Raw genomic sequence first — 12,601 nt, 5'->3', positions numbered from 1 at the left:
GGCTCCATCAGACCCATCGAGGAACTATAAATCATGACGACGCCCAAGCTCGCGCGCACCGCTCTGGCCGCGCTGATCGGTGCTGTGCTCACGGGGAGCGCTCACGCCGAGATCAAGAACTACGAATTCCAACTGGTTCAACCGACCATCAAGACCGGGGCCGATCGCATCGTAACCGTGCGGCTGGTCGACAAGACCAGCGGCAAGGCGATACCCGATGCGGTGATCTTCGCCACTCGGCTCGACATGGCGCCTGACGGCATGCAGGAGATGGTCACTAAGCTCACGCCGCTGCCGGGCACCGAACCCGGGACCTATCGCTTCAAGGCCAATTTCAGCATGGCCGGACGTTGGCAGCTCTCGCTGGGCGCCAAGGTGCAGGGCGAGACCGGCACGGTCGAAAACAAGCTCGTCGTCACGGCCGAGAAATGACCCGGCTCGCCGTTACTGGCCGTGCCGCTGCGATTTTCGCGGCGGCCGCTGTCGCGCTGATTGGCGGCCGCGCCATGCAGCCTCATTCGGAGTCAAGCTCGCTGACTTTCGCCGCGCATGCGGCGGACACGGGCGCACCGATCTATTTCCGGGATCCGGACGGCAGGCCGTTCTACTCGCTCACCCCGAAGAAGACGGCCGACGGCCGCGGCTATCGTGCCGTGCGGGCGAACGAGGACATCAGCTTCGACGAGCCCGACGAAACGCCCAGGGTTGTAACTGCTGACGCCAAGGGCGATCGCAAGATCAAATACTACCGCAACCCGATGGGCCTGCCGGACACCTCGCCAGTGCCGAAGAAGGACTCGATGGGGATGGATTACATTCCCGTCTACGAAGGCGAGGACAGCGACGACGGTTCGGTGAAGCTGTCGCCCGGCAAGATTCAGCGCACGGGCGCCAAGTCCGAGCCGGTCGTGAGGCGGCCCGTCACGACCCTGATCCGCGCGCCAGGGACCGTCCAGGAGGACGAGCGACGCGTTTCGGTGGTCGCGCTGCGCTTCGAGGGTTTCGTCGAGAGCGTCGCCAACGTCACGACCGGCGATCACGTTCACAAGGGGCAACCGCTGCTGAACGTGTACAGCCCGGCGCTGTCGAGCGCCGCCGCGGAATATCTCTCCGCGATCAACGCCGGCGCCACCGGCAAGGAGCTGAAGGGTGCGCGGCGGCGGCTGGAGAATCTCGCCACGCCGGAGCCCGCCGTCAAGGAGCTCGAACGCACCCGGGAAATCTCACTCTCGATTCCGTGGCTCGCGCCGCAGGACGGCGAGATCCTCGAGCGCAACGTCGTGCCCGGCATGCGCGCGGGGCCCGGGGACGTGCTGTTCAGGATCGCCGACCACCGCCTGCTCTGGGTGCTCATCGATGTGGCGGAGCGCGATCTGCCGCAGGTCGCCGTCGGCACGAAGGTGACCATCCGGCCGCGGGCGCTCGCCGGCCAGAGCTTCGCCGGGACGGTGGCGCTGATCTATCCCCATCTCAACGCCGCGACGCGCACCGCGCGAATCCGGATCGAGGTGCCCAATCCCGACGAAGTGCTGCGGCCCGAGATGTATGTCGATGCCGAGATCGAGGCCGGCACGCCGGGACCGGTGCTGGCGGTGGCGGAGAGCGCCGTGCTCGACAGCGGAAGCCGCCAGGCCGTCCTGGTCGACAAGGGGGAGGGCCGCTTCGAGCCGCGTGAAGTGAAGCTCGGCCGTCGCGGCGGCGGACTCGTCGAAGTTACCCAGGGCGTGTCGGAGGGCGAGGCCGTCGTCACCTCGGCCAATTTCCTGATCGACGCCGAGAGCAACCTGAAGGCCGCGCTGAAGGGGTTTGCCGCGCCCGAGGGTGCGCAACCCGCCCCAGCGGCAGGCACGATGGGAGCGCGCCCATGATCGCCCGCGTGATCGCCTGGTCGGCGCGCAACCTGCTGCTGGTGCTGTTCGGCACCGGCTTCGCGGCTGCCGCCGGACTCTACGCGCTCGTCCATCTGCCGCTGGACGCCATTCCAGACCTCTCCGACACGCAGGTCATCGTCTATACCGAGTATTCGGGGCAGGCGCCGCAGGTGATCGAGGACCAGGTCACTTATCCATTGGCCACCGCCATGCTCACGGTGCCGAAATCCAAGGTCGTACGCGGCTTCTCCTTCTTCGGTGTTTCCTTCGTCTACGTGATCTTCGAGGACGGCACCGACATCTACTGGGCCCGCTCGCGGGTCCTCGAATTCCTCAACGCCGCCACCTCACGGCTGCCGGCAGGAGTGACGCCGACCATCGGTCCGGACGCAACCGGCGTCGGCTGGGTCTACCAGTACGCCGTGATGTCCAAGGAACTGAACCTCGCGGACACGCGCACCATCCAGGACTGGAATCTCAAATTCGCGCTCGCCAAGGCCGAGGGCGTCGCGGAGGTTGCGAGCGTCGGCGGCTTCGTCAAGCAGTACAACGTCGTCCTCGACGCGCAGCGGATGCGCGATCTCGGCATCACGATGCAGAAGATCCGGGACGCGATCCGTGCCAGCAATACCGACGTCGGCGGGCGTACCGTCGAGCTGTCGGAGTTCGAGTACGTCATCCGCGGAAAGGGTTACCTGAAGAGTATCGACGATCTCGGCAACATCGTCCTCAAGACCGACAAGGGCACGCCGGTGCTGCTACGGGACGTCTCCAGGGTCGAACTGGGACCGGACGAGCGGCGCGGCATCACCGAACTCAACGGCGAGGGGGAAGTCGCCAGTGGCATCGTCCTCCAGCGCTTCGGCATGAACGCGCTCGACGTCATCGAGAACGTCAAGAAGCGCTTCAGGGAGATCGCAACCAGCCTGCCCAAATCAGTCGAGATCGTGCCGGTCTATGACCGGTCGAACCTGATCTATGCCGCCATCGACACGCTCAAGCACACGCTGGTCGAAGAAAGCGCCGTCGTCGCGCTGGTTTGCATCGTGTTCCTGCTGCACGTCCGCAGCGCGCTCGTCGCGATCCTGATGCTTCCCGTGGGCGTTCTGATGGCCTTTGGTGCCATGAAGCTGCTCGGAATTGGCTCCAACATCATGAGTCTCGGCGGCATTGCGATCGCAATCGGTGCCATGGTCGATGCCGCCATCGTCATGATCGAGAACGCCCACAAGCACCTGGAGCGCGCCGAGCCCGGCCGCTCGCGGATCGCGATCCTGATCGATTCCGCCTCCGAGGTCGGGCCGGCGCTGTTCTTCAGCCTGCTCATCATCACCGTGTCGTTCATGCCGATCTTCACGCTGGAATCGCAAGAGGGACGGCTGTTCAGCCCGCTCGCCTTCACCAAGACCTTTGCGATGGCCGCGGCGGCGCTGCTCTCGGTGACATTGGTCCCGGCGCTGATGGTGATCTTCGTCCGCGGGCGGATCGTTCCGGAGCACAGGAATCCGATCAACCGCTTCCTGATCTGGATCTACCGACCGGTCATCAAGGGCGTGCTGCGCGCAAAGACATTGGTTATTCTGCTCGCGCTCGCCGTGCTCACGGTGACGATTTGGCCGGCGCGCCAGCTCGGAACCGAATTCATGCCGAATCTCAACGAGGGCACGCTGCTCTACATGCCGACGACGCTGCCCGGCATCTCGGTCACCAAGGCGGCCGAACTGATGCAGACGCAGGATCGCATCATCAAGTCGTTTCCGGAAGTGGCGTCCGTCTACGGCAAGGCGGGGCGCGCGTCCACGTCGACCGACCCGGCGCCGACCGAGATGTTCGAGACCGTGGTCAACCTGAAGCCGAAGGGACAGTGGCGGCCAGGCCTCACCATCGACGGGCTGATCGCCGAAATGGACAAGGCGCTGCAATTCCCAGGCGTGTCGAACGCGTGGACCATGCCTGTTAAGGCGCGCATCGACATGCTCTCGACCGGCATCCGGACGCCCGTCGGCGTCAAGGTCATCGGCACCGAGCTCGTCGAGATCGACAAGCTCGCGAAGCAGATTGAGCAGGTGCTGCGGGCGGTGCCGGGGACTTCGTCCGCCTACGCTGAGCGGAGCATCGGCGGCTACTATCTGGAAATCGCGCCCGATCGCTCGGCGCTGGCGCGTTACGGGATCATGGTCCAGGACGTCCAGGACACCATCGCGACCGCACTCGGCGGTCAGGCGATCACGACCACCGTCGAGGGCCGGCAGCGCTTCACGGTCAATATGCGCTATCCCCGCGACCTTCGGGACAATCCGAAGAAGATCGCAAGCGACATCCTCGTTCCCATGCCGGCCGGCGGCGCCGTCCCGCTCGCGGAAGTCGCGACCGTCCAACTCGCGCGCGGCCCGACATCGATCCGGACGGAGAACGCACAGCTCGCCACTTACATCTACGTCGACATCCGCGACCGCGATCTCGGCGGCTACGTCGCGGAGGCGCAGCGCGTCGTCCAGGCCAGCATCCAGTTTCCGCCCGGCTACTACGTGGTTTGGAGCGGCCAGTACGAATATCTCGAGCGGGCCATGGCCCGTCTGAAAATCGTCGTGCCGGCCACGCTCCTCATCATCTTCCTGTTGCTGTACCTCAATTTCCGGTCGGTCATGGACACAATGATCGTGATGCTGTCGCTGCCATTCGCGCTGGTCGGCGGGCTCTGGCTGATGTGGTGGCTCGGGTTCAACCTCTCCGTCGCCGTGGCCGTGGGCTTCATCGCGCTCGCCGGCGTAGCCGCCGAGACCGGCGTGGTGATGCTGATCTACCTCAATCAAGCGCTTGCGGAGATCAAGGAGCGCCGCGCCGCCGAGGGTTGGACATTGAGCCGGATAGACCTTCGCGAGGCCATCATGGAGGGCGCCGTCGAGCGCGTCCGCCCGAAGATGATGACGGTGGTCGCGATCATGGCCGGCCTGCTGCCGATCATGTGGAGCACCGGCACCGGCTCGGAGATCATGCAGCGCATAGCTGTGCCCATGATCGGCGGCATGATCTCCTCGACCCTGCTGACGTTGATCGTGATCCCCGCGATCTTCGGCATCGTGAAGGGCTTCCATTTGCCTTCTGCGGGCAAACCAGAACCTCCGGGAAAATCGAAGGCGACCGTTGCAAAGTCGCGAATCCAGGAGCCAGCCGAATGAGGTGAGCCATGATGCAGGACACGATGTCGGGAATGATGGGCGGCATGGGGCTGATCGCGGTTCTGGTCATCGTCGTGCTCGCGCTCGGGGCGGCAGCGCTGATCAAGTATCTCTTCTTCTCAAATCGGGGAGATTGAACATGGATCGCCTTCTCTTCGTGGCATTCGCGGCCGTCCTTGTCTCGTCGCCGGCCGGCGCGCAGCAGGACAGCGTGGCTCGGGGCGAACGCGATTTTCGCGTCTGTGCGGCATGTCACTCGCTCGAGCCCGACCGCAACATGACGGGGCCAAGTCTTGCAAATCTCTGGGGGAGGAAGGCCGCAAGCTTGCCGAGTTTCGAGCGCTACTCCGACGCGCTCAAAGCCTCCGGGATCATTTGGGATGACCGCTCGCTGGACGCCTGGTTAACCGATCCTGCGCGCATGGTGCCTGATAACGAGATGCCGTTCGAGGGTATCAAGGACTCACGCGTTCGCGCGGATCTGTTGGCGTTCCTTAAAGAGTCCACCAGGCCGGGGGCCGCGCCGGAGCGAACGGCCGAAAACCGCATGAATGGGAGTGGCATGATGGGAGGGATGATGGGTAGCGGCCGCGCCCCCAATCTGAAGAAGCTGAATCCCGCGCAGCGCGTCACCGGCATTACCCACTGTCGGGACACCTATCGGGTGACAACGGCCGACGGCAAGACGCGCCCCTTCTGGGAACGCAATCTGCGGCTGAAAACAGATTCCAGCGAAGACGGGCCGCAGAGCGGCGCGCCTGCTATCGTATCGGCCGGCATGATGGGTGACCGGGCGGACGTGATTTTCGCCGCGCCGAACGAAATCTCCAAAGCGATAGAAGATCACTGCTGAGTTCGTGGCTGGTCGCCATCTGGCCGCCACCAAGGTTTTGTTATTAGGCCGGAGCAACCTTCAGCTCCATGCGGGAGTGCCGTACCACGACAACCGCTCCCTGAAGCGCGAGGCCGGCCATGATTGCGGCCACGATGATATCGGGCCAGCCCGCACCGGTCCCGAACACGCCGAGGGCGGCCGACAACACGGCGATATTTCCGAGCACGTCATTGCGGGTGCATATCCAAGCGGAGCGCATATTGGAGTCGCCCTTGCGATGGGCCCACAGCAGCCCGAAGGAGGCGACGTTCGCGGCAAGCGCCGCGACGCCAACCATCCCCATGGTGAAAGCGTTCGGCAGCGTGCCATGGGCTGCGTGCCAGACCACCGTGCCGACGACCCACAGGCCAAAGGCACCCATCGTCAGCGCCTTTGCGAGCGCTGCGGCGGCACGATAGCGCAGCGCCATGCCGACCACCAGAAGGCTGATGGCGTAGTTCGCGGCGTCTCCAAGAAAATCGAGCGCGTCAGCCTGGAGCGACGCCGATCCCGCAGCAAGGCCCGCGCCGATCTCGGCCAGGAACATGACGGCATTGATGGCGAGCACAGCCCAAAGCACGCGACGATACGCCTTGTTGTCGCGATGGCGATCGAAATTGAGCGGCGGCGGTGAGCAGCATGCATCAGCCATGCTCACAGTATAGAGCGGTTGCACGCGCCGGACAATCACGGGGCCCGCTCCGCGAGATCAAGTTCCGCATACGTAACATTGTTGCGGGTCGACACTGTTCCCATCGCTGTGGTAGGCCAGCCTGATCGACAAGATGAGTAAATTCGTGATCTTGAACCGCCGGCCCCTCAGACTCAGGCACACGCGCAATTGGCGTGGGCTCGTGGCTGTGTTTGTCACGGTCATGTACCTGCTGTCCGGCGCCCTCCACGGCACTCATGACATCGATGTGACCAGCCCGTCCGGCGGCTCGGAAATCGCTTCGATTCTCGATGGCTCCGCAGGCCACGGCGACCACAAGGTGATCGGCGGACACCATTGCCATGGCTGCTTCTCGGTGACGGTGGCGCAGCCGGCGCTGTCCGCCGCATCGGTCGCGCTCGTGTCTGCATCGCGCCCGCAGCGTGGACCCCGGCTCGCCGGAATTACTCCCGATACCGACTCGCCGCCTCCCAAACACATTGCCTGAACGGATTGGTCGGGCGCCCCGCGCCCATTAGGTTCATCCTTCACAGGTCGGCTTCATGTTTTGCAGGGCTATGGCCGCGCGCCTCGCGTGCGCGGCGGCATGTCTCATCGCCGGATTGGCGCTTGCACCGGCTTACGCCCAGACTTTGACGATGCGGAGCGCCCTGTCGCGCGCGCTGGAGGCGAGCCCGCGCCTGACGGCAGCTGAGCGCGACGTTGGCATTGCCACGGGCCAGCGCATCCAGGCGGGCGCGCTGCTCAATCCGGAGCTGTCCTATGAGCAGGACGATTCACTCGGCTCTGGCAAATATCGCGGGACGCGGTCGGCCGAGACTACGCTGCAAATCAGCCAGGCTTTCGAGCTGTTCGGCAAACGGGAAGCGCGGATTGCCGCCGGCGCAGCCGGCATCGAGGTCGCCGCGATCCAGCGCAAGGCCGTCAGGCTGGAGCTGCTGTCCGAGACCGCGATCGCCTTCCTCAGCGTGCTCGGCGCGCAGCGGCGCATCCAGATCCTCGACGAGCAGATCGCCGCGATCGATCGCCTGACGCCGCTGCTGCACCGCCGCGTCGAGGCCGGTGCCTCCTCGCCGGCCGAGACCGGCCGCGCCGAAGTCGCCTCCGCCCTGGTGAAAGCCGACCGCGAGCGCTTCAAGGCGACGCTGGCCAGCGCCCGGCGCGAGCTGGCGGTGCTGATGGGAGATCCCGCCGCGAAATTCGGCGAGGCCTCCGGCCGGCTCGACACCACCGGTCGGCCGCCGACGTTCCAGTCGGTGGTCGCCTCCATCGATGCCAATCCGCAACTGGTGCGCTGGACCGCCGTCTATGCCCAGCGCAATGCCGAGCTGCTGCTGGCACGGCTCAAGCCCTATCCCGACGTGCGGATCGCAGCCGGCTGGCGCCATTACAACGAAACCAATGACGATGCCGTGCGCTTCACCGTCTCGGTGCCGATTCCCGTGTTCGACCAGAACCAGGGCAACATCCTCTCCGCCCAGGAAAGCCTCGCCAAGACCAAAGCCGAGCGCGAGGCCAACCGCAACATGCTGATCGTGATCGCCGGCCGCGCCTATGACTCGCTCCAGGGCTCACTGCGCGAGCTCGCGGTCCTGCGCGAGACGGCGATCCCCAAGGCCCTCGAAGCGTCCGAGGCGATCTCGCAAGGTTACGGCCAGGGCCGCTTCACCTTGCTTGAAGTGCTGGACGCCCAAGCGAGCGTCGCCCAGGCGCGGCTGCGGGAGCAGGAGGCGCTGCAGAATTTCCATGCAGGCGTTGCGACCATCGAAGGCCTCGTCGGCAATCCCTTCACGCTGGCGCGGGAGAGCGCACGATGAAGACGTCCTCCACCCTTGTCGTCGCCCTCGTTGCCGCCGCGCTCGGCGCCTACGCTTATTCCATGCTCGCGCCGGCCAGGCTCTCGCCAGCCGAGCATGCCGCGGAGAAGAAGCCGGAGAAACCGAACGACCATGTCGAGCAGGACGAGCACGGCGCCGAGCGCATCCGCATCTCCGACGTCAAGCTCGCCGCCGCCGGCGTGGTGCTGGCGGAGGCCGCGAGCGCGACCCTGACCGACACGCTCGCCTTCAACGGCATCCTGCGCGCCAATCAGGAAGCCGTGGTGCAGGTGACGCCGCGCTTTCCGGGGATCGCCAAATCGATCCTGAAGCGCATTGGCGACAAGGTCGCCAAGGACGATCTGCTCGCCGCGATCGAGAGCAACCAGAGCCTCACCGTCTACGAGCTGAAAGCACCGATCGCGGGCACCATCATCGAGCGCCAGATCTCGCTCGGCGAATACGCCTCCGAACAAAAGCCGGCCTTCGTCCTCGCCGATCTCTCCACCATCTGGGTCGACCTGTCGATCTACCGGCAGGACCTGCGGCGCGTCCGCCTCAATGACGAGGTGCTGATCGATCCCGACGATGGCCGCGGCGAGATCAAGGGCACGATCTCCTACATGGCGCCGATCGGCTCGAGCGAAACCCAGACCGCGCTGGCCCGCGTCGTGCTGCCAAATTCGGACGGGCGCCTGCGTCCCGGCCTGTTCGTCACGGCGCGGCTGATCCTCGCCGCGCGCAACGTCGCGGTCGCGGTGCGCCGCAGCGCGATCCAGACGCTGGAGAACCGGACCATCGTGTTCGTCCGCGAGGACGGCGACAAGATCGAGGCGCGGCCGGTGGAGCTTGGGGATGCCGATCCGCGCCATGTCGAGATCAAGGCGGGCCTTACGGCCGGCGAGCATTACGTCGCGGAGAACAGCTTCGTCGTGAAGGCGGAGATGGGCAAGGGTGAGGCCGAGCATGACTGAGCGTCTCATCGCCGCCTCAGTTCATCAACGCTGGCTGGTTCTGCTCCTGGCGCTCGGCGCCCTCGCCTTCGGCGTCTGGAATTTCCAGCACCTGCCGATCGACGCCGTGCCTGACATCACCAACGTCCAGGTCCAGATCAACACCCGCGCGACCGGCTATTCGCCACTGGAGACCGAGCAGCGCATCACCTTCCCGGTCGAGACCGCGATGGGCGGCCTGCCGAAGCTGGATTACACCCGCTCGCTGTCGCGCTATGGCCTGAGCCAGGTGACGGTCGTCTTCAAGGACGGCACCGACATCTACTTCGCCCGCCAGCTCGTCGGCGAACGCATCCAGCAGGTGAAGGACCAGCTTCCGGCCGGCGTCGAGGTCGCGATGGGCCCGGTCTCGACCGGGCTCGGCGAAATCTTCATGTATACCGTCGAGGTCAAGGCGGGCGCCAAGACGCAAGGCGGCCACGACTATTCGCTGACTGATCTGCGCACCGTGCAGGACTGGATCATCCGGCCGCAGCTTCGCAACGTGCCGGGCGTGATCGAAGTCAACACCATCGGCGGGTTCGAGCGGCAGTTCCACGTGCTGCCGGACCCCGGCAAGCTAATGGCGTACCGGCTCGGCTTTCGCGACGTCATGACGGCGCTCGCCGCCAACAACGCCAATGTGGGCGCCGGCTATATCGAGCGCAACGGCGAGCAATACCTGGTTCGCTCCCCGGGCCAGGTCGGCAATATCAACGAGATCCAGGACATCGTCATCGGCTCGCGCGGCGGCAATCCCGTCAGGATCAGGGATGTCGCGACGGTGACGGAAGGCCGCGATCTGCGCACAGGCGCGGCGACGCGGGCCGGCGAGGAAACCGTGCTCGGCACCGCGATGTTGCTGATAGGGGAGAACAGCCGGACCGTGGCGCGCCGCGTCGCAGCCCGCCTCGAGGACATCGCCAAGTCGCTGCCCGAAGGCGTCGTGACGCGGACCGTCTACGACCGCACCGATCTGGTCGAAGCCACCATCCGCACGGTCCGGAACAATCTGCTGGAAGGCGCGGCGCTGGTGGTGGCCGTGTTGTTCCTGATCCTCGGAAACATCCGCGCCGCGCTGGTCACCGCCTGCGTCATTCCGCTGTCCATGGCCATGACCATTACCGGCATGGTCGAGACCAAGGTCAGCGCCAACCTGATGAGTCTCGGCGCGATCGACTTCGGCATCATCGTCGACGGCGCGGTGATCATCGTCGAGAACTGCTTGCGCATGCTGGCCGCGGCCCAGCGCGAGAAAGGCGGGCTGCTGACGACCTCGGAGCGGCTGCGTGCGATCCTGCGCGGGTCGAGCGAGGTGATCAAGCCGAGCCTGTTCGGAACCCTCATCATCGCGGTGGTGTACCTCCCCGTGCTGACGCTGACCGGCGTCGAAGGCAAGATGTTCACGCCGATGGCGCTGACCGTGCTGATGGCGCTCGGCGCTGCCGTGCTGTTCTCCATCACCTTCGTGCCGGCGGCGGTTGCCATCTTCGTCACCGGAAAGGTATCCGAGCACGAGAACCTGTTCATGCGGGCGGCGAAGCGCGCCTATCTTCCCCTGCTCCGGTTTGCCATCGACAACCGGCTCGCCGTCGCAATCATGACCGCGCTCATCGTGGTCGCAAGCGGCATCGCTGCCGCGCGGATGGGTGGCGAGTTCATTCCGAGTCTGGACGAAGGCGACGTCGCCCTGGCCTCGATCCGGATTCCCGGGACCAATCTCACGCAGTCACTTGAGCTTCAGAAGGCGTTGGAGAAACGCATCAAGCAGATTCCGGAGGTGAAGGAGTTCTTCACCCGTATCGGCACCGCCGAGATCGCCACCGACGCGATGTCGCCGGCGCAGACCGACGGCTACGTCATGCTGAAGCCGCGCGCCGAATGGCCCGATCCGAACAAGCCGAAGTCGGAGGTGATCGAAGCCATCGACCATGCCGCCAACGAGATTCCCGGCAGCGCCTATGAGATCTCCCAGCCGATCCAGTTCCGTGTCAACGAGTTGATCTCCGGCGTGCGCAGCGACGTCGGCGTCAAGATCTTCGGCGATGACCTCGACATCCTGCAAGGCACGGCAAAACGAGTCGAGGCAGCGATCCGCGGCATCCGCGGCGCCAGCGACGTCAAGATCGAACAGGTTGCGGGCCTGCCGATCCTCACCGTCCGGCTCGACCGCCAGGCGCTCGCCCGCTATGGCCTCAGCATCAGTGAGGTGCAGGGTATCGTCGAGATCGCAGTGGGCGGCAAGTCGGCCGGCAAACTGTTCGAGGGCGACCGCCGTTTCGACATCGTGGTGCGCCTGCCGGAGCATCTGCGTGGCAATCTCGAGGCGATCAGGGCTATCCCGATCCCGCTGCCGCCCGGTGAAGAGGCCAGTTCCGGCACGGCCGTGCGAACCGCGCTGGCCGCCTCTCCCCTCGCCCAGATGCGGTATGTGCCGCTGTCATCGGTCGCCACCGTCGATGCGACGCCCGGCCCCAACCAGATCAGCCGCGAAAATGGCAAGCGGCGCATCGTCGTCACCGCCAATGTCCGCGCGCGCGACCTCGGCTCCTTCGTCGCCGAGGCCGAAGCGGCGGTGGCTGAGAAGGTCAAGCTGCCGCCGGGCTACTTCATCGGCTGGGGCGGGCAGTTCGAGCAACTGGTCTCCGCGACCAAGCGGCTGACGATCGTGGTGCCGGTAGCGCTGCTGCTCGTGTTCCTGCTGCTGTTCATGGGGATGGGATCGGCTGCGGATGCGGCACTGGTGTTCTCCGGCGTGCCGCTGGCGCTGACCGGCGGCGTCGCTGCGCTGCTGCTGCGCGACATCCCGCTGTCGATCAGCGCCGGTGTCGGCTTCATCGCGCTGTCCGGCGTCGCCGTGCTCAACGGGCTCGTCATCATCGCCTTCATCGAGCGGCTGCGCAGCGAGGGGCGATCCGTCGTCGATGCCGTGCGCGCGGGCGCGCTGACGCGGCTGCGCCCGGTGCTGATGACGGCCCTCGTTGCCTCCCTCGGTTTCGTGCCCATGGCGCTCGCGACCGGCGCCGGCGCCGAGGTGCAGCGGCCGCTCGCGACCGTGGTGATCGGCGGCATCATCTCCTCGACGGTGCTGACGCTGCTGGTGCTGCCGGCGCTCTACGTGCTGTTCCGCCGTGACGAGGTGCGCGAAGCGCCTACAATGGCGCCTGATTTGGCAGCGTCCGGGGAGCGCTAGAG

At 65.7% G+C, this 12,601-nt stretch carries 10 protein-coding genes; 9 read left to right on the top strand and 1 reads right to left on the bottom strand.

Annotated elements, in window-relative coordinates; all coding sequences use genetic code 11:
- Positions 1-33: 33 nt before the first annotated feature.
- Genes IVA87_RS33925 through IVA87_RS33910 form a run of 5 tightly spaced genes read left to right on the top strand, consistent with a single transcriptional unit; the run spans position 34 to position 5,903 of the window.
- The gene (locus tag IVA87_RS33925) at positions 34-432 is read left to right on the top strand and encodes a FixH family protein (protein WP_247294663.1); all 399 of its coding nucleotides are present in this window, start codon (positions 34-36) and stop codon (positions 430-432) included.
- Complete coding sequence (locus IVA87_RS33920; RefSeq protein WP_247337391.1) at positions 429-1,868, top strand: efflux RND transporter periplasmic adaptor subunit; 1,440 nt, start codon at positions 429-431, stop codon at positions 1,866-1,868. Before IVA87_RS33925 ends, IVA87_RS33920 begins: the two co-directional genes overlap by 4 nt.
- Entirely contained in the window at positions 1,865-5,050 is a 3,186-nt protein-coding gene (locus IVA87_RS33915) for a CusA/CzcA family heavy metal efflux RND transporter (protein WP_247337388.1), read from the top strand. Before IVA87_RS33920 ends, IVA87_RS33915 begins: the two co-directional genes overlap by 4 nt.
- Before the next feature lie 8 nt (positions 5,051-5,058).
- The gene (locus IVA87_RS35220; protein WP_256466527.1) at positions 5,059-5,187 is read left to right on the top strand and encodes a hypothetical protein; all 129 of its coding nucleotides are present in this window, start codon (positions 5,059-5,061) and stop codon (positions 5,185-5,187) included.
- 2 nt (positions 5,188-5,189) lie between these two features.
- Positions 5,190-5,903, top strand: coding sequence for a cytochrome c family protein (locus tag IVA87_RS33910; protein WP_247294655.1), 714 nt, complete (start codon positions 5,190-5,192; stop codon positions 5,901-5,903).
- Between the two features lie 43 nt (positions 5,904-5,946).
- Here IVA87_RS33910 and IVA87_RS33905 read toward each other — a convergent pair whose 3' ends face one another.
- Positions 5,947-6,576, bottom strand: a complete 630-nt coding sequence (locus IVA87_RS33905; protein WP_247294834.1) for a cation transporter — start codon at positions 6,574-6,576, stop codon at positions 5,947-5,949.
- Positions 6,577-6,709: 133 nt separating this feature from the next.
- Here IVA87_RS33905 and IVA87_RS33900 point away from each other — a divergent pair, with 133 nt between their 5' ends.
- The 4 genes from IVA87_RS33900 to IVA87_RS33885 are packed head-to-tail and all read left to right on the top strand — an operon-like array spanning position 6,710 to position 12,599.
- Positions 6,710-7,084 (top strand): hypothetical protein, encoded by a 375-nt coding sequence (locus IVA87_RS33900; protein WP_247337386.1) that lies wholly within the window; start codon positions 6,710-6,712, stop codon positions 7,082-7,084.
- Between the two features lie 55 nt (positions 7,085-7,139).
- Positions 7,140-8,414 carry a divalent metal ion exporter subunit IhpA gene (gene ihpA, locus IVA87_RS33895; RefSeq protein WP_247337384.1) on the top strand — a complete coding sequence of 425 codons (1,275 nt, stop codon included), beginning with the start codon at positions 7,140-7,142 and terminating at the stop codon, positions 8,412-8,414.
- Positions 8,411-9,388, top strand: coding sequence for a divalent metal ion exporter adaptor subunit IhpB (gene ihpB, locus IVA87_RS33890; protein ID WP_247294651.1), 978 nt, complete (start codon positions 8,411-8,413; stop codon positions 9,386-9,388). The genes ihpA and ihpB overlap by 4 nt, the downstream gene beginning before the upstream one ends.
- Positions 9,381-12,599, top strand: coding sequence for a CusA/CzcA family heavy metal efflux RND transporter (locus IVA87_RS33885; RefSeq protein ID WP_247294649.1), 3,219 nt, complete (start codon positions 9,381-9,383; stop codon positions 12,597-12,599). The genes ihpB and IVA87_RS33885 overlap by 8 nt, the downstream gene beginning before the upstream one ends.
- Positions 12,600-12,601 lie beyond the last annotated feature (2 nt).

It is taken from the genome of Bradyrhizobium sp. 147, assembly GCF_023073935.1.
Taxonomy (GTDB): Bacteria; Pseudomonadota; Alphaproteobacteria; order Rhizobiales; family Xanthobacteraceae; genus Bradyrhizobium.
The sequence above is the reverse complement of the archived record's forward strand: the minus strand, read 5'-3'. Positions and strand labels throughout refer to the sequence as shown.

Excerpts from the sequence above, each read along its gene's own strand:
- IVA87_RS33885 (WP_247294649.1), top strand. The coding sequence starts at position 9,381 with ATGACTGAGCGTCTCATCGCCGCCTCAGTTCATCAACGCTGGCTGGTT.
- IVA87_RS35220 (WP_256466527.1), top strand. The coding sequence starts at position 5,059 with ATGATGCAGGACACGATGTCGGGAATGATGGGCGGCATGGGGCTGATC.
- IVA87_RS33920 (WP_247337391.1), top strand. The coding sequence starts at position 429 with ATGACCCGGCTCGCCGTTACTGGCCGTGCCGCTGCGATTTTCGCGGCG.
- IVA87_RS33900 (WP_247337386.1), top strand. The coding sequence starts at position 6,710 with ATGAGTAAATTCGTGATCTTGAACCGCCGGCCCCTCAGACTCAGGCAC.
- ihpB (WP_247294651.1), top strand. The coding sequence starts at position 8,411 with ATGAAGACGTCCTCCACCCTTGTCGTCGCCCTCGTTGCCGCCGCGCTC.
- IVA87_RS33925 (WP_247294663.1), top strand. The coding sequence starts at position 34 with ATGACGACGCCCAAGCTCGCGCGCACCGCTCTGGCCGCGCTGATCGGT.
- IVA87_RS33910 (WP_247294655.1), top strand. The coding sequence starts at position 5,190 with ATGGATCGCCTTCTCTTCGTGGCATTCGCGGCCGTCCTTGTCTCGTCG.
- IVA87_RS33915 (WP_247337388.1), top strand. The coding sequence starts at position 1,865 with ATGATCGCCCGCGTGATCGCCTGGTCGGCGCGCAACCTGCTGCTGGTG.
- ihpA (WP_247337384.1), top strand. The coding sequence starts at position 7,140 with ATGTTTTGCAGGGCTATGGCCGCGCGCCTCGCGTGCGCGGCGGCATGT.
- IVA87_RS33905 (WP_247294834.1), bottom strand. The coding sequence starts at position 6,576 with ATGGCTGATGCATGCTGCTCACCGCCGCCGCTCAATTTCGATCGCCAT.